Here is a 14,909-nt window from a genome sequence, read left to right as displayed (position 1 = left end):
TCACGTGCATGGGCCGGGAGAGGTGGCGACCGCCCGGCTTCGGCTCTCAGTAGCGATAGTGATCGGGCTTGAAGGGACCGTTCTCGGAGACGCCGATATAGGCAGCCTGATCGGGACGGAGCTTCGAGAGCTTCACGCCGATCTTCTCGAGGTGGAGCATGGCGACCTTCTCGTCGAGGGCCTTGGGCAGGGTGTAGACTTGGCGTTCGTACTTGCCCGGGTTGGTCCAGAGCTCGATCTGGGCCAGCGTCTGGTTGGTGAACGAGGCCGACATCACGAAAGACGGGTGGCCGGTGGCGTTGCCGAGGTTCACCAGGCGCCCCTCCGACAGGAGGATGATGCGGTGGCCGTCGGGGAAGGTGATCTCGTCCACCTGCGGCTTGATGTTAGACCACTGCATGTTCTTCAGGCCGGCGACCTGGATCTCGTTGTCGAAGTGGCCGATGTTGCACACGATGGCGCGGTCCTTCATGGCCCGCATGTGATCCAGGGTGATGATGTCCTTGTTGCCCGTCGCAGTGACGAAGATGTCGGCGCGCGGCGCAGCATCTTCCATCGTCACGACCTCGTAACCCTCCATGGCGGCCTGCAGGGCGCAGATCGGATCGACCTCGGAGACGAGCACGCGGCAGCCGGCATGGCGCAGCGACGAGGCCGAGCCCTTGCCGACGTCGCCGAAGCCCGCGACCATGGCGACCTTGCCGGCCATCATCACGTCGGTTCCGCGACGGATGCCGTCAACGAGCGACTCGCGGCAGCCGTAGAGGTTGTCGAACTTCGACTTGGTGACGGCGTCGTTCACGTTGATCGCCGGGAAGAGCAGCTTGCCCTCCTTGGCGAGGTTGTAGAGGCGGTGAACACCGGTGGTGGTCTCTTCCGAGACGCCCTTGATCGAGTCGGCGAGACCCGCGAACCAGCCCTTCGGCTTCTCGGCAAGCTTCTTCTTCAGGAGCGCGAAGAAGATCTCCTCCTCCTCCGACTCCGGCTTGTCGAGGAAGGCGGTGTCGCCGTTCTCGGCGCGCAGGCCCAGGTGCACGAACATGGTGGCGTCGCCGCCATCGTCGAGGATCATGTTCGGCATGCCACCGTCATGCCAGTCGAACAGCTTCGAGGTGTAATCCCAGTACTCCTCCAGGGTCTCGCCCTTGATGGCGAAGACGGGAATGCCGGCGGCGGCGATGGCGGCGGCGGCATGGTCCTGGGTCGAGTAGATGTTGCAGGAGACCCAGCGGATATCGGCGCCGAGCGCCTTCAGGGTCTCGATCAGCACGGCGGTCTGGATCGTCATGTGCAGCGAGCCGGCGATCTTCGCATCCTTCAGGGGCTGCGACGGACCGTACTCTTCGCGCGTGGCCATCAGGCCCGGCATCTCGGTCTCGGCGATGGAGATCTCCTTGCGGCCGTACTCGGCCAGGCCGATGTCCTTGACGATGTAATCCTGCGCCGTTGAATTCTGGGCCATGGTGATGCTGCTCCGTGTCTCGCTTCGTTATGGCGCAGGGCTATAGCAGGCGACGGAAGCCGAAGCAATCAAGACATAAAGATGTCTTTATACGTGTTCCAGACACGGCTTGGTCGGCGCCCGCCGGATCGTAAGACGGAAGGGAAGGAACGATGGGACAGTTCGCCGAGGAGATGCGCGCGCGCTTGCCACAGGAGTTCGTGCTGCCGCCGGAGATCGCGGCCCTGTTCGACTGGGTTGAAGATCGCGGGCTGCTGCATGAGAGCCGACGCGTGCCGGGCGACCGGTTCGGAACGCTCCAGCCCCTGGAGCCACCCTATCGCGGAGCGGTCGTCCTGTTCCGTATCGAGACCGAAGAGGAGGCCCGGTCCTTCGCGGAGGGCTGGTTCGGAACTCCCGACCATGCCGCTCGCCTCGTTCCCTTCGCCAGAACGGGGGCGGACGGCTCCTATGCCGCCTTCTGGCTCGACAACGAGGGCGAACAGCACATCGTCCATCTCGGCTCCGAGGGCGACGGCCTTTGCGTGTTGGGCGAGACGCCGCTCGATTTCCTGCGGCTTCTCGGCATCGGCCACAACGAGCTCGGCACCGGCCTTGCTCAACCCGATGAGGAGCCGGCGGACGAGCCGGACTACGACATGGAAGTCGACAATCCGCCGTTCCGCGAGTGGCTGACGACGACCTACGGTGTGACGATCCCTGCAAAGGTCTCGCAGATCGTCCCGGCTCCGCCGGATAGTTTCGCCGCGCAGAGCGACGATCCGTTCTGGCGATGGGTGCGCCGGTGTCAGGAAGAAAGAGACCGGATCACTTCGTCTCGTCCCTGAGCTCGCGCCGGATGATCTTGCCCGTGGTCGTCATCGGCAGGCTCTCGCGAAACGCGATCTCGCGGGGATATTCATGGGCCGAAAGCCGGGTCCGCACGAAAGCCTGAATTTCCGCCGCCAGTGCATCGCTCGGCATGAAGCCCTCCCGCAGCACCAGGAAGGCCTTCACGATCTCGGTCCTCAGCGGATCGGGCTTGCCCACCGCCGCCGCCAAGGCCACCGCCGGATGGCGCAGGAGACAATCCTCGATCTCGACCGGGCCGATCCGATAGGCGGAGGAGGTGATGAGATCGTCCTCGCGGCCGACGAAATGGACGTAGCCCTCGGCGTCGCGCCTGGCGGTGTCCCCGGTGAGCATCCAGTCGCCGTCGAACTTCGCCTCCGTCGCTTCGGGCTGGTTCCAGTAGCGCAGGAACATCACGGGGTCCGGCCGCGCGACGCAGATCTCGCCGGGCTCGTCCACCGCCGTTTCGCCGCCATCGGGTCGCCGGATCATCACCCGATGGCCGGGCACCGGTCGCCCGGTGGAGCCGGCGCGGGCGATACCCGCAGCCTTGCAGGCGGCGAGAACGAGGTTGCATTCGGTCTGGCCATACGCCTCACCGATGGTGAGACCGAGGGTCCGCTGCGCCCACTCGAAGGTCTCGGGGCCGAGGGCCTCACCGGCGGAGGCGATGTTGCGCAGCCGCGAGAGGTCGAAGCGCCCGCGCGGGTCGGGCACGCCGCGCAGCATCCTGAGGGCGGTGGGCGGCAGGAACGTCGTCGTGATGCCGAGATCGGCGATGAGCGTTAGAGCCGCCTCCGGCTCGAACCGAGCGACGGCCCGCGCCACCACGGGCACGCCGTGGTGAAGGCTCGGCAGCACCGCGTTGAGGAGCCCCCCGGCCCAGGCCCAGTCGGACGGCGTCCACATCCGGTCGCCGGATTTCGGGGGAAAGTCATGCATCATGGCAAAGCCCGGCAGGTGGCCGAGGAGCACGCGATGGGCGTGGAGAGCACCCTTGGCGAGGCCGGTCGTGCCGGAGGTATAGATCATCAAGGCCGGGTCATCGGCCCGGCTGTCGATCGCCCTGAACCCCGGCGAGGCCGATGCGACGAGATCGGCATAGGCGAGCGCCCCGCCGATGGCCCCGTCGAGGCAGATCACGTGGGCCAAAGCCGGCAGGGCGTCGCGCAGGCCCTCGACCTTCGCCAGTCCGGCTGCATCGGTGACGAGGGCACAGGCCGCAGAATCCGACAGGCGGTATTCCAGGGCTTCCGGCCCGAACAGTCCGGCCAGCGGCAGGGCGATGGCGCCGAGCTTGTAGGCGGCGGAATGGGCGATCACGACCGCCGCCGATTGCGGCAGCAGCACGCCGACGCGGTCGCCCGGCTCGATGCCGAGCGAGGCGAAGGCCGTGGCGAGGCGGTCGGATGCGTCCTTCAAATCCCCGAACGTGGTGGTCGTCACCACGCCCGAGGACGAGACCTCGTGGATCGCCGTGCGATCCGGCTCGATCCCCGCCCAGCGGTCGCACACATCGACGCCGATATTGAAGCGATCGGGGATGTCCCAGGTGAACCCCGAGACGAGGGCGTCGTAATCGGAAGCCGGATTCAGCACGGCGAGGACCTCACGCCTCGCGGGGCTTGAAGCCGCCGGCGAACACGAAATCCGTGATCGGACGGCGCCCGGTCGGGCTCTCCTTCGCCTTCTGCTCTTCCGAGAGTTCGGCCGTGTCGATCATGCGGCCGACGCCATAGGCGGCCTCGACCCGATAGGTGTCCGGCACGTTGAGCGCGGTGATCGTACGCTCCCTGTCGAAGCCGGTCATCCCATGGGCGTGCCAGCCCTGGCGAATCGCTTGGAGCTGAAAGTTGGCCGAGGCCGCGCCGGCATCGAGGGAATGGCTCCAGGACGGCTTCAGTTCATCGCCCGCCTTCATCTGTGTGTTGGAGATCAGGATGACGATGGCGCCGGTATCCTTCACCCATTTCTGGTTGCCGGGCACGATGAGGTCGAAGAATGTCTGCCAGTCGGGCGTATCGCGCAGGGCGTAGAGGAAGCGCCAGGGCTGCGAATTGTAGGCCGACGGCGCCCAGCGGGCCGCCTCGAACATCCGCAGCAATTCGGCCTCCGGCACCGCTTCTCCGGTGAAGGCGCGCGGCGAGCGACGCTCGAGGAAGAGCGGGTCGATGTCGTGGTCGGGCTGGCGAGGCGGCAAGGCAATCTCCGAAGCATGACGAACCTGCGCGACGCGAGACGAGCCGCAGGGCACCGAAAGGGAGATGCACGAGGTTGGCCACAAAGCGCAAATGCGTCTTGCGCGACCGAATTCATCGGGCCGCCGCTCTCACGAGAGGACGACGAGAAAGATCGATAAAATTTTACCGGTCGTCTTCAAGGTACCGAAGCATTGATCGATGTCATAATGCAATTGCGCACTTTTCTCAAAGCAACGACGCGACTGAACGACGTTTCCAAGGTTGGTAGCGACGTTGTTGAGAGTTGGTGCGAAGATGAGCTCGGCGCGGATGACGCTGGCCGACGGGCGGATCGAGTGACGGAAAGATCACCATATCGACTGAGAGCGGCCATGCCTCTGGTGCCCGAGTTTTCGGACGCCGGGAGAGACATGCGCATGCTCGGGGTCATCGATCGCCAGCTGCGTTCGAGGAGTTACAAGCTCGCTTTCGAAGCGGAACTCGAGGATCGGTTCGAGGCCGATACGCGCGTCAAGCGCATTCGCGACATCCGCCGCACGATCATCCTCGGCATGGTGGTCTTCCATATCTACAATCTGACGGGCTTCGTCACGACGCCGGATCTGGCATTGCTCAACGTCGGACTGCGCATCTTCGGGATGACCCCGATTGCCCTGCTCATCATCTGGGCGGTGGGGCGTGTCGGCGGACCGGTCCGCGAGGCGATCGGTGGGATCGGCATGCTCGCCGCCACCGGCATCCCCATCCTGATCTTCTGGCTGGGATCGGGCCCGCTCATCTCCCTGACCACGGCGACGATCTGGCTCAGTGTGCTCTTCGCCAACATCACGCTGCCGCTTCGGTTCTTCTGGGCCTGCCTGGTGTCGGGCATCACGGCCGTGGCGGTCATGGCGGGGCTCTACGTCAAGCCCGAGATCGCGGCCTCGGTGGGCGGCGTCCTCGGCCTCGACATGGTGACGGGCATTCTCTTCAGCCTCGTCGCCACTTACAGGATCGAATCGGCCAACCGTCGGGACTACCTCGTCAACCTGCGTGAGACCCTGCGCGCCCAGCGGCTGGCGGCGGACAACACCACCCTGGCCCACCTTTCCACCACCGATCCGCTCACCGGCATCGCCAATCGGCGGGCCTTCTCGCGCGAACTCGAGGAGTTCTGGGAGGCCGGCCTGTCCGGCCGGCATTTCGCCGTGATGCTGATCGACGTCGATCACTTCAAACCGTTCAACGATCATTACGGCCACGGGGCGGGAGACACCTGTCTGCGCGAGGTGTCCGGCATCCTGGCGAAGACGGGCGCGGGGTCTGGTGCGTTCGTGTGCCGTTACGGCGGCGAGGAATTCGCTGTCCTCACCCATGCGAGGGATCCCGACGAGGCCTACGCGATGGCGGAGCGGTTTCGCCGCAGCGTCATGGAAAGAGGTCTGTTCCATGGAAACCGGGGTGACGGCATCGACTTCGTCAGCGTCAGCATCGGCGTGGCGACGAGCTTCAGCACGGCGACCACGGCGGCGGGCCTGGTCGAGGCAGCCGACATGGCGCTCTACGAGGCGAAAGGCGACGGTCGAAATCGAACCTGTCGCAGCGACAGGATCGGCAGCGGTGAGTCGGGCTTCCTCGACCGGGCGACGATCACCCATTGGAGCGTCGCCGAAAAGCGGCCGATAGCGCGGGCGAGTTGACCGAGCCGCTTACGGCCGAAGCTCGAGGCTATACGGCGATGAAGGCGTAGCCGTCCCCACGCCGCTCGATCCTGCCGCGACCGAAGAGGTGCATTCCGGCGACGACGAGTCCTTCGACGACCGCTCTGTCGAGCAAGAGCCGACGCGTCGCCTCCGCCTGGGCCCTGTCGAGGTCCCAGATCACACCCCAATCCGGATGCGGCATCTGCAGGATGCGGGAATGGATGACGTCGCCCCAGATCAGCAGGCGTTCGCCACCATCTTCGAAGAGCAGACCGGCATGGCCCGGCGTATGGCCGGGCAAGGGGACAGAGGTGACACCCGGCATCAAGGGCGCATCGCTAGCGATGCGCCGCACACGGCCGGCATAGGCGGCGAGGACCGCCAGGGCGGTCTGGAAGAACACGCCCATATCCGCCGGCGCCCGAGCGAGCGAGGCCGGATCGCTCCAATACGCGGCCTCGGCTTCCTGAACCACGATCTCGGCATTGGGAAATCGGGCAGTGCCGTCCGGCAGGAGCAGCCCACCGGCATGATCGGCGTGGAGATGAGTGAGCCAGACGGTATCAATGCGGGATGGATCGATGCCGCGCGCGGCGAGAGAAGCGGGCATCCTCCCGAGATCGGGCCCGAACACGGTACCGCATCCGGCATCCACCAAGCATAGCCGCGTTCCGCGACGGATCAGGAACGCGTTGACCGGCTCCGAGGAAGGGCCGTCAGGCGGCAATCCGGCGGCGATCAGCAAGTCTCGCCCAGCCTCGCTGGCAGCAGCCGGGATCATGCTCGGCTGGAGCGGAAAAAGACCATCGCCGAGAGGGTCGATCTCGAACGTCCCCACTCGATAGACCGTCGTGGATGAGTTCGCCGCAGCGGTTCCCCGCCAGACCAGTGGCAACAGCGCCGCAGCGCCGAGGAGCGTGCGCCGATCGAGGGAGGGCAGCGGAATCGAGGAAAGCATGAGGATGGATCCTGCGATCGGTGCCGTGACCGATCCTGACTGCAGCATCGTGCCGATCCGCGCCCATCGCGAGGGAAGCCGTCCCGATGGAGGACGGGAATTCTTCCCGATCGGCTCCGTCACGGCTTGCCCCGACACCCGCTCTCGATGCCAGATGCTGCGAGGCGCCGCGACGCCCGTTCTCGCGGTCGGGATGTGCCGGGTCATGAGGTCCACGCCATGAGCCTGCTGTCCCGTCTCCTTCTGCGGTTCCTGATGGTGTCGGCCCTCTGTCTCACCGCGTCGGCGGTCCTGATCGTTCGCGAGACTCAGAGCGGCCTGAGCGAAGAGGCAGCGACCTCAGCCACGCGGGTCGCGGCGCAGTTGGCCCGTCAGCCGGGACTGGGGAGCGCGGATGGGGGGCAGAGACTACCCGCTCCGGACTGGCAGGCGGTGCCGACGGTCCTGACCATCGTGTCGGGCATCTGCGTCGAGATCACGATCCAGGCCGAAGCGCCTCAGCGCCTGTGCAACGGCTGGGATGGCGTTGGCGATCCGGCCCCGGCCTGGTTCCAGGCTCTGTCCGACCTGACCTTCGACCCGTCGGCGCCGACCCTGCGCAGCATCGATTATCGCGGGCGCGCTATCGGGACCGTCGGCGCGTTCGCCGAGCGTGTCGCCGCCTCGACCCGAGCCTGGCGGCAGGTGCGGCTCACCCTCGGGATAGCGACAGTCATGGCGCTGGCGATGGCGCTCCTCACGGCGCTGGCGGCGCGCCCCCTCCTCCTGCCGGTCGGCGCCATCGTCGCCGCTCTCCAAGGGCTCGAACGGGGAGACGAGGTGGGCAGATTGGCGCGGTTCGGCATTCGCGAGTTCGACAGGATCGCCAGCGCCTTCGATGCCATGACCATCCGGCTGCGGGAAAGCCGGAACGAGGCCGCCACCCTGACCCTCAGGCTGTTCCAGGCTCAGGAGGACGAGCGACGGAACCTCGCGCGGGACCTGCACGACGAGTTCGGGCAATGCCTGACCGCTGCGGCATCGCTGGCGGAGGCGATCGAGATGGGGGCCGGCGAGGACCGTCCGGACCTCGCCGGGGATGCGCGGGCAATCGGCAGGATCACCGACAGGATGATGGCGACGTTGAAGATCGCGCTCGCACGTCTGCAGCCGCCCGACCTCGACGAGGCCGGTTTCGAAGGCAGCCTGCGGAGCCTGGTGGCGGACTGGAACCTGCATCGCCGACATGCGGCTCGGTTCCGCATCGACGTGGCAGGAGACTTTGCGGGAATGCCCGCACACGCCGCCCTCGGGCTCTACCGCGTCGCCCAGGAATTGCTCACCAATGCCGTCCGGCACGGCCGACCGAGCCGCGTCGTCCTGCGGGTCTCACGGGAGGAAACCCGGCATCGTCCGGTGACCCTCATCGTGGACGACGATGGCGGCGGAGATCCTTCCACCATCGATACCCGGACGGGGCGCGGCCTCCTGTTCATCCGCGAGCGTATCGCGGCGCTGGGAGGGACCCTGTCGATCGGCCCTTCGATCGGCGGAATCCGCGCCTGCGCCGTCGTTCCCACGGGAGCCTGAGCAGAATGGCGGGATCATCGATCGGAGCCGAGGTGACGATCCTGCTGGTGGACGATCACCCGGTGGTGCGGGAAGGCTATGGCCGCCTGCTCGAGCGCAAGGCCGGTTACAGGGTGGTCGCCGAAGCTGGCGATGCCGACGAAGCCTACCGGCTCTATCAGCGGCATGCTCCGACCCTCGCGATCATTGATCTCGCCTTGCCCGGCGCCAGCGGGATCGCTGCCGCGCGCCATATCCGCCAATGGGATCGCCATGCCCGTATCCTCATCGTGACCATGCGTCAGGGTACGGTCATGGCGGTCAAGGCCTTCGAGGCCGGGGTCGCCGGATACGTCTCGAAGAGCGCTCCGCCGCGGGAATTCCTGGCTGCGGTGGAGACCGTGCTGCGCGGCGGGCGGGCGATGAGCGAGGATATCCGTGCCGGCCTCGCGGAAGAGCGACTGCAGAATGCATCGCCCCTCGACGAACTCGGTCCGCGCGAGACGGAAATCCTGCGGATGATGGCGCTCGGTGCATCGGCCGCATCCATCGCGGACAGCCTGTGCCTGAGCCGCAAGACGATCCAGAACAACCTCTCGCTGATCAAGGCGAAGCTCGGCGCGGAGACGGACGCGCACATGGTCTGGATCGCCGCACGCACCGGCCTCGTCCAGCGGGAGGACGCGGCCGGCGCGGGGTGGGATTGAGCTACTCGACGACCTTTGCGGTGGGACGATCGTCGCCGCGGGAGGTCTCGTCGTGCCAAGCGCCCTTGCCGTCCTGGTAGCGGATGCCCTCGGTCGAGCCCGGCACCTGCTGCTCGGCGGCTGCGGCCTGGGCGGCCTCCAGGGCCTCGTCGTGGCTGGGGAAGGTCTCTGAGAAGACGTCGCCGACTTTGTAGGCGAAGCCGCCATCGTGTTCGACGATGCGATAGGTGATCTCGGACATGGTGGTTCCTCCTCGTAACGCCGGCTTCGGGGCGCCAGGGTCGTTGGCAAGGCGAACGGAGCGGGCACGCCCGAGGTTCCGTCGCATTCCTAGTGGCGAGTGGGAGGAGCCTGTTCCATCGCGGCCACGGCGGCCTCGCAGCCGGCGATCAACGATCCGCGGATATCGGTAGGGTCGTAGCCCGCGCCATCGGGGAAGGCCATGATCCGGGCGGTCTCGTCGCCCTCCCGCCGGATGTGGCTGATCCAGCCTTCGGCCACACGTTCGAAGCGAACCTCGAAGCGCACGCCGCCATGCTCGAATTCGTGAGGCTCCATCTGTCTCTTCCCTGCAGCGCATCGGATACCGGCCCATCGTTCAGGCCTCGCCGGATGTGGGAAGCCGCGCTATGGCGTCAACGACCAATGGGAACATGGACAATCCGGCGATGCGCCTTCTTTCAGCCGCCTGCTTCTGCGCGATTCTCGGCTGCTCGCCGGCCTGGGCTCAGTCGGGCGGAAGCTTGTTCGGGAGCGCGGAGCACGTCCCGGCCAATCCCTTCGCCTCGAATTATCCATCGGCGCCTCCGCCACGCATCGGTCCCGGCTACGAGCGTGTCCCGCATGGGAAGGCCCGGCGCCGCACAATGCCCTCGCGACAGGTCGAAGGACTTCGCCCACCGCGCGACATCCCGCAGTGATCGTCGATGGAGACCGGGTTTCTCGGCTGGATCACCGCAGGCGGCGGCGTCCATCTCATCCTGCTGGCGGCCAGCCTCGTGATCGGCCTGATCGCGGTGACGCGCCCCTGACGGCTCAGCTCTGGCTCAACTCGCCCGCGATGGCGGTGACGATGCGCGGATCGTTGGGTTCCACGGAAGAGGGATAGGCGCCGACGAGCCCCCCATCGCGGCCGATGAGATATTTATGGAAGTTCCAGTTCGGGGTCGAACCGGGCTTCTCGGCAGCGGCCCAGCGATAGAACGGATGCGCCTGCGGCCCGCGGACGTGTGTCTTCGCCGTCACCGGGAAGGTGACGCCGTGGTTCTTCCGGGCCGCCTCGGCGATGGCGACACCGTCGAGCGGCTCCTGGTTGCCGAAATCCGGCGACGGCACGGCGATCACCGTCAGGCCGCGCCCACCGAAGCGGGTCCACAAACCCTGAAGTCCGACGAACTGCCCGGCATAACCACAGGCCGTGGCGGTATTGACGACGAGGATCGGCTTGTCCGCGTAATCCTTGAGGGCGATCAGTCCCCCTTCCGGCTTCTCGAAGGTGAAGGTCCCCGCCCCTCCGTCGGACGTCGCGGCGCGTGCGCCTCCCGCGATGACGGAGCCGAGGAGGATCAGGGCTTGGCGGCGGAGTAGGGTCATCGGCGGTCTCTCCCTTGCGCAGCGAAGACGGGGATCGGCCCACCCTCGGCATCACCGAAACTAGTCCGACGAACAGTCCTGTCCACCATGGGCCGATGCGGCAGTGGAACCTTTCGCAAGGGCTCAGCTTGAGCGAGGACCGAGTTCGGCCATCGAACCCAGAGCGGAAAGACACGTCTCCATGCGCACCCTGTTGCTTGCAGCGACCTTTGCAACGCCTCTCCTCCTGGCGGGAGCGACGATCGCCAGCGCTCAGACGGCCGATCCGCAGAATGCCGGCACCGCGCCGGTGCAGTCGGCCCCCGCTACGCTCAACAATGATCTGCGTCCCACCTTCGTCGCCCAGGCCCCCACGGATCGCGTCACCTCCAAGCTGATCGGACTGACGATCCAGAACGGCGCCAACGAGACCATCGGCGAGATCGGTGACATCGTCCTCGACGAGAGCAGCACCATCAAGGCCTGGGTGGTCGGTGTCGGCGGCTTCCTCGGCATCGGCACGAAATACGTGGCGATCGATCCCAGCGCCCTGAAGCTCACCCGCGTCGACGACAAGACGCTGAAGGCGACGATCGACACCAACAAGGACCAACTTCGCGCCGCGCCGGAATACGTCTATCTCGGCCAGGCCAAGCCGAATTCCGGGGATGCAAAATCGGCCGAACCCAAGGCGGTCGATACCAAACCTGCAGAGACGAAGACGGCTCCCTGACGCTCAGCGAAGCGACCGGATATCGTTCGCTTCGCCGTTTCGAAACGGAATAGGGCGGTCGGGGCATTGATGCCCCGACCGCCCTATTCCGCTCATACGAAGAACGAACGACGCTCTCAGTCAGTCACGCGTGGACAAAGCCTCTCGCACGGTGCTGGCGACCGAGTCGTTCCTGACGTCGTTCGTGACGAAGATGTCACCTTCGCCATCCTCGATCAGCTCCGGCAGAGGATCACGCGGTGCCTCATTGGCGAAGACGATCCGAAGGTCGGGCCGTAGCGCGCGTGCCTCGAGAACAAGCTTGGTGGAACACAACTCTCCCTTGAGACTGATATCCGTCACAAGGACGTCGACCGGCAGGCCGAGTGCCAGAACCGTCATCGCATCGACACCGCAATCGACTGTGGTCGCCGCGTAGCCGGCACGCCTGATCTGCGAGGCGACTTCGTCGCGCCAATGCTTCTGTCGGCCAGCGATCAGAACCTGAACGCCGTAGGCTCCACCTGTGGAAGCCGTCGGTTCCATGGTCGAAACTCCCCGTTTCTGCCTGGGCACGCCTGGATCGGCTCGGGCCAGCTCCAGCACGTTCATTCTGTGCGATGCAGCATCGTATGACACGATGGCGCCGCAGGACAAGCGAAGCCGGATATTTGAAGAGGAAATTCCCGGACGGCTTGACTGTTCCCTCGAAGGGGCAAGCCGGAGTTGACGCGGCGGGGGCGGGCGAGGCAACACCGCCCCCGCCGCGTATAGAATCGCCAGCGGCGGATAGCCGGAGCCAGACCGACTGATGTCATCCGCCAAGACTCCTCCCGTCTCGCCGCTCGCGCCGAAATCCGTGCCCGAACTGCCGCCCATCGGCGGCGTCGGCATCGCCACGGCGCAGGCTGGCATCCGCTATTCCGGGCGCACCGACGTGCTCTACCTGGCGCTGCAACCGGGAACGCAGGCGGCGGGAGTGTTCACCCGCTCGAAATGCCCGTCCGCGCCGGTGGATTGGTGCCGCGAGGCCCTGGCGAGTGAAGGCGCCAGGGCGCTGATCGTCAATTCCGGCAATGCCAACGCCTTTACCGGCGCCCGCGGCCGGGACGCCGTCGCGCTCACCGCGAAGATCGGCGCCGAGGCGGCGGGATGCCGGCCCGACGAAATCTTCATCGCCTCCACCGGCGTCATCGGCGAACCCCTCGATGCGACGAAGTTCGAGGGTGTGCTGACGGATTGCGCCGCACGGACCGAGACCGGCCCCGAGGCCTGGGCGGCGGCGGCGCAGGCGATCATGACCACCGATACCTTCCCCAAGCTCGCCACCCGCAAGGCGACGATCGACGGGACAGAGGTGACGATCAACGGCATCGCCAAGGGGGCGGGCATGATCGCCCCCGACATGGCGACGATGCTGAGCTTCGTCTTCACCGACGCGGCCCTGCCGCAGGTCGTGCTCCAGACGCTCCTGAGCGTCGGCACGCGGACGAGCTTCAATTGCGTGACGGTCGATGGGGACACCTCCACCTCCGACACGCTGATGCTGTTCGCCACCGGAGCCGCCGGCAACGCACCCGTGACCGATGCGGGAGACGAGCGTCTGTCGGGCTTTCGCGCGGCGCTCGACGATCTGCTGATCGAGCTGGCGCAGCTCGTCGCCAAGGATGGCGAGGGCGCGCGCAAGTTCGTCACCGTCAACGTGAAGGGCGCGACGGGCGATGCCTCCGCCCATCGCATCGCCATGTCGATCGCCAATTCGCCCCTGGTGAAGACGGCGATCGCCGGCGAGGACGCCAATTGGGGCCGCGTCGTGATGGCGGTTGGCAAGGCCGGCGAGCCCGCCGACCGGGATCGCCTCGCGATCTGGTTCGGCGACGTTCGCGTCGCTCGCGAGGGCGCCCGCGACCCGGATTACAGCGAAGAGGCGGCGAGCGCCGTGATGCGCGAATCCGATGTCTCGGTGACCGTCGATCTCGGTCTCGGTGACGGCAGCGCGCGGGTCTGGACCTGCGACCTGACCAAGGGCTACATCGAGATCAACGGGGATTACCGCTCATGAGGCGCCTAATTGAAGGCGCGAGACGCGGGTTCAGAACCGCCGCGGCCTCCGCCCTGCTCGTTTGCCTCGCGTTGCCCGCCCTGGCGGATGACGACCGCAAGCAGGAGAACCGCATCGTCGTCACCGGCCGCGCCCGCGCCGAGACACCGCCGGATTTCGCCTCGGTGGAGATCGGGATCGAAGCCAAGGGAGCGACGCCCGCCGCCGCCCTCGACGGATCGAGCAATGTCGCCCGCGCGCTCATCGCCTTGTCCGCCGGGTTCGGCGTCGGCGAGGCCGATATCGGCACCACGGCCGTCACCCTGACCCAGGCCATGCGCGAGGTACGCCAGCCCGACGGGAGCGTCACCGAGACGCCGGACGGCTACCGTGCCGCCAACAGCGTACGCGTGCGCCTCTCCGACATGGGCAAGCTCGGCGAGCTGATGCGCAAGGCCCTCGATGCGGGCGCCAACCGGATCGAGGGCGTGGTGTTCGGCCTGAAGGATCCGAATGCAGCGGAAGCCACGGTGCAGGTCGCAGCCATGAAGGATGCGATGGCCCAGGCCGGGCGCCTCGCCGAGGCGGCGGGGGTAAAGCTGGGGCGGCCGCTGCTGATCCAGACGGCGCCACAAGGAGCCGGGATGCCGATGGCGATGGCCGCGGCGCCGATGCGGAACAAGCGCTCCGGCTCGCCGGTACCACTCGCAGCGGGCACGATCGAGACGAGCGCCGAAGTCTCCGCCACCTTCGCGATCCAGCCGTGACGGCGCCTCCGTTCCGTATCCTCCTCGTCGTGGCGGTCGCCCTGGTGGATACGGATGGCCGCATCCTCCTGGCCCAGCGCCCGGAGGGCAAGCAGCTGGCCGGCCTGTGGGAATTCCCCGGCGGCAAGGTCGAGCCGGGCGAACGGCCGGAAGAGACCCTGATCCGCGAGCTCCGCGAGGAGATCGGGATCGAGGTGAAGGAGGCTTGCCTCGCGCCGCTCACCTTCGCGAGCCACGCCTATCCCGACTTTCACCTGCTGATGCCGCTCTATGTTTGCCGACGCTGGGAGGGCATGGCCCGTTCCATGGAGGGGCAGGCGCTGAAATGGGTGCGCCCGCGCGATCTCAAGGACCAGCCGATGCCGCCGGCCGATGCGCCACTGATCCCATTCCTGGTCGATCTGCTCGGGCCTTGATGGCGAAGCCCG

The 14,909-nt window shown here is 66.7% G+C and carries 16 protein-coding genes; 8 read left to right on the top strand and 8 right to left on the bottom strand.

All coding sequences use genetic code 11. The annotated features are described in order from the left end of the window. Positions 1 to 46: 46 nt before the first annotated feature. Positions 47 to 1,462, bottom strand: coding sequence for an adenosylhomocysteinase (gene ahcY / locus ACFQ4G_RS17110; protein WP_238208782.1), 1,416 nt, complete (start codon positions 1,460 to 1,462; stop codon positions 47 to 49). A gap of 152 nt (positions 1,463 to 1,614) precedes the next feature. Between ahcY and ACFQ4G_RS17105 the strand changes: the two genes are divergently transcribed. Beyond that, positions 1,615 to 2,289, top strand: a complete 675-nt coding sequence (locus tag ACFQ4G_RS17105) for a hypothetical protein (protein ID WP_238208783.1) — start codon at positions 1,615 to 1,617, stop codon at positions 2,287 to 2,289. Here the strand turns inward: ACFQ4G_RS17105 and ACFQ4G_RS17100 are convergent. Beyond that, a complete protein-coding gene (locus tag ACFQ4G_RS17100) occupies positions 2,270 to 3,892 on the bottom strand; it encodes an AMP-binding protein (RefSeq protein ID WP_238208784.1) in 1,623 nt (540 codons plus the stop codon). The genes ACFQ4G_RS17105 and ACFQ4G_RS17100 overlap by 20 nt on opposite strands. Before the next feature lie 10 nt (positions 3,893 to 3,902). Beyond that, positions 3,903 to 4,493, bottom strand: a complete 591-nt coding sequence (locus ACFQ4G_RS17095) for a nitroreductase family protein (RefSeq protein ID WP_379040680.1) — start codon at positions 4,491 to 4,493, stop codon at positions 3,903 to 3,905. A gap of 417 nt (positions 4,494 to 4,910) precedes the next feature. On the opposite strand from ACFQ4G_RS17095, the gene ACFQ4G_RS17090 reads away from it, so the two are divergent. After that, positions 4,911 to 6,173 carry a GGDEF domain-containing protein gene (locus ACFQ4G_RS17090; RefSeq protein WP_238208785.1) on the top strand — a complete coding sequence of 421 codons (1,263 nt, stop codon included), beginning with the start codon at positions 4,911 to 4,913 and terminating at the stop codon, positions 6,171 to 6,173. 28 nt (positions 6,174 to 6,201) lie between these two features. On the opposite strand, the gene ACFQ4G_RS17085 is transcribed toward ACFQ4G_RS17090, so the two are convergent. After that, positions 6,202 to 7,134, bottom strand: a complete 933-nt coding sequence (locus ACFQ4G_RS17085) for an MBL fold metallo-hydrolase (protein WP_238208786.1) — start codon at positions 7,132 to 7,134, stop codon at positions 6,202 to 6,204. A gap of 219 nt (positions 7,135 to 7,353) precedes the next feature. Here ACFQ4G_RS17085 and ACFQ4G_RS17080 point away from each other — a divergent pair, with 219 nt between their 5' ends. Next, complete coding sequence (locus tag ACFQ4G_RS17080; protein WP_238208787.1) at positions 7,354 to 8,703, top strand: sensor histidine kinase; 1,350 nt, start codon at positions 7,354 to 7,356, stop codon at positions 8,701 to 8,703. Between the two features lie 5 nt (positions 8,704 to 8,708). After that, complete coding sequence (locus ACFQ4G_RS17075) at positions 8,709 to 9,389, top strand: response regulator transcription factor (protein ID WP_238208788.1); 681 nt, start codon at positions 8,709 to 8,711, stop codon at positions 9,387 to 9,389. Between the two features lies 1 nt (position 9,390). Here the strand turns inward: ACFQ4G_RS17075 and ACFQ4G_RS17070 are convergent, their stop codons facing one another. The 3 genes from ACFQ4G_RS17070 to ACFQ4G_RS17060 form a co-directional block, all read right to left on the bottom strand. Next, on the bottom strand, positions 9,391 to 9,630 hold the full coding sequence (locus tag ACFQ4G_RS17070; protein WP_238208789.1) for a hypothetical protein: 240 nt from the start codon (positions 9,628 to 9,630) through the stop codon (positions 9,391 to 9,393). Positions 9,631 to 9,719: 89 nt separating this feature from the next. Beyond that, a complete protein-coding gene (locus ACFQ4G_RS17065; protein ID WP_238208790.1) occupies positions 9,720 to 9,947 on the bottom strand; it encodes a hypothetical protein in 228 nt (75 codons plus the stop codon). Between the two features lie 477 nt (positions 9,948 to 10,424). Continuing rightward, a complete protein-coding gene (locus ACFQ4G_RS17060) occupies positions 10,425 to 10,982 on the bottom strand; it encodes a glutathione peroxidase (protein WP_238208791.1) in 558 nt (185 codons plus the stop codon). A gap of 181 nt (positions 10,983 to 11,163) precedes the next feature. Here ACFQ4G_RS17060 and ACFQ4G_RS17055 point away from each other — a divergent pair, with 181 nt between their 5' ends. Continuing rightward, complete coding sequence (locus ACFQ4G_RS17055) at positions 11,164 to 11,694, top strand: PRC-barrel domain-containing protein (protein ID WP_238208792.1); 531 nt, start codon at positions 11,164 to 11,166, stop codon at positions 11,692 to 11,694. A gap of 120 nt (positions 11,695 to 11,814) precedes the next feature. Here ACFQ4G_RS17055 and ACFQ4G_RS17050 read toward each other — a convergent pair whose 3' ends face one another. Next, positions 11,815 to 12,219 carry a histidine kinase gene (locus tag ACFQ4G_RS17050; RefSeq protein WP_238206827.1) on the bottom strand — a complete coding sequence of 135 codons (405 nt, stop codon included), beginning with the start codon at positions 12,217 to 12,219 and terminating at the stop codon, positions 11,815 to 11,817. Positions 12,220 to 12,484: 265 nt separating this feature from the next. On the opposite strand from ACFQ4G_RS17050, the gene argJ reads away from it, so the two are divergent. From argJ to mutT, 3 genes are read left to right on the top strand one after another with little or no spacing between them, the layout of a single operon-like run. After that, positions 12,485 to 13,735 carry a bifunctional glutamate N-acetyltransferase/amino-acid acetyltransferase ArgJ gene (gene argJ, locus ACFQ4G_RS17045; RefSeq protein ID WP_238206825.1) on the top strand — a complete coding sequence of 417 codons (1,251 nt, stop codon included), beginning with the start codon at positions 12,485 to 12,487 and terminating at the stop codon, positions 13,733 to 13,735. Further along, entirely contained in the window at positions 13,732 to 14,481 is a 750-nt protein-coding gene (locus ACFQ4G_RS17040) for an SIMPL domain-containing protein (protein ID WP_238206823.1), read from the top strand. The genes argJ and ACFQ4G_RS17040 overlap by 4 nt, the downstream gene beginning before the upstream one ends. Continuing rightward, complete coding sequence (gene mutT / locus ACFQ4G_RS17035) at positions 14,478 to 14,897, top strand: 8-oxo-dGTP diphosphatase MutT (protein WP_238206820.1); 420 nt, start codon at positions 14,478 to 14,480, stop codon at positions 14,895 to 14,897. The genes ACFQ4G_RS17040 and mutT overlap by 4 nt, the downstream gene beginning before the upstream one ends. Positions 14,898 to 14,909 lie beyond the last annotated feature (12 nt).

Source organism: Methylobacterium marchantiae, from assembly GCF_042679825.1.
GTDB classification, from domain to species: domain Bacteria; phylum Pseudomonadota; class Alphaproteobacteria; order Rhizobiales; family Beijerinckiaceae; genus Methylobacterium; species Methylobacterium marchantiae.
Note: the sequence above shows the minus strand (reverse complement) of the source record. Positions and strands in the feature narration are given on the sequence as shown.

Bases quoted from the DNA above. Each gene is read 5' to 3' on its own strand.
- ACFQ4G_RS17085 (WP_238208786.1), bottom strand. From the start codon at position 7,134: ATGCTTTCCTCGATTCCGCTGCCCTCCCTCGATCGGCGCACGCTCCTC.
- ACFQ4G_RS17040 (WP_238206823.1), top strand. From the start codon at position 13,732: ATGAGGCGCCTAATTGAAGGCGCGAGACGCGGGTTCAGAACCGCCGCG.
- ACFQ4G_RS17065 (WP_238208790.1), bottom strand. From the start codon at position 9,947: ATGGAGCCTCACGAATTCGAGCATGGCGGCGTGCGCTTCGAGGTTCGC.
- ACFQ4G_RS17090 (WP_238208785.1), top strand. From the start codon at position 4,911: ATGCTCGGGGTCATCGATCGCCAGCTGCGTTCGAGGAGTTACAAGCTC.
- ACFQ4G_RS17105 (WP_238208783.1), top strand. From the start codon at position 1,615: ATGGGACAGTTCGCCGAGGAGATGCGCGCGCGCTTGCCACAGGAGTTC.
- ACFQ4G_RS17060 (WP_238208791.1), bottom strand. From the start codon at position 10,982: ATGACCCTACTCCGCCGCCAAGCCCTGATCCTCCTCGGCTCCGTCATC.
- ACFQ4G_RS17080 (WP_238208787.1), top strand. From the start codon at position 7,354: ATGAGCCTGCTGTCCCGTCTCCTTCTGCGGTTCCTGATGGTGTCGGCC.
- ACFQ4G_RS17070 (WP_238208789.1), bottom strand. From the start codon at position 9,630: ATGTCCGAGATCACCTATCGCATCGTCGAACACGATGGCGGCTTCGCC.
- ACFQ4G_RS17055 (WP_238208792.1), top strand. From the start codon at position 11,164: ATGCGCACCCTGTTGCTTGCAGCGACCTTTGCAACGCCTCTCCTCCTG.
- argJ (WP_238206825.1), top strand. From the start codon at position 12,485: ATGTCATCCGCCAAGACTCCTCCCGTCTCGCCGCTCGCGCCGAAATCC.
- ACFQ4G_RS17075 (WP_238208788.1), top strand. From the start codon at position 8,709: ATGGCGGGATCATCGATCGGAGCCGAGGTGACGATCCTGCTGGTGGAC.
- ahcY (WP_238208782.1), bottom strand. From the start codon at position 1,462: ATGGCCCAGAATTCAACGGCGCAGGATTACATCGTCAAGGACATCGGC.
- ACFQ4G_RS17050 (WP_238206827.1), bottom strand. From the start codon at position 12,219: ATGGAACCGACGGCTTCCACAGGTGGAGCCTACGGCGTTCAGGTTCTG.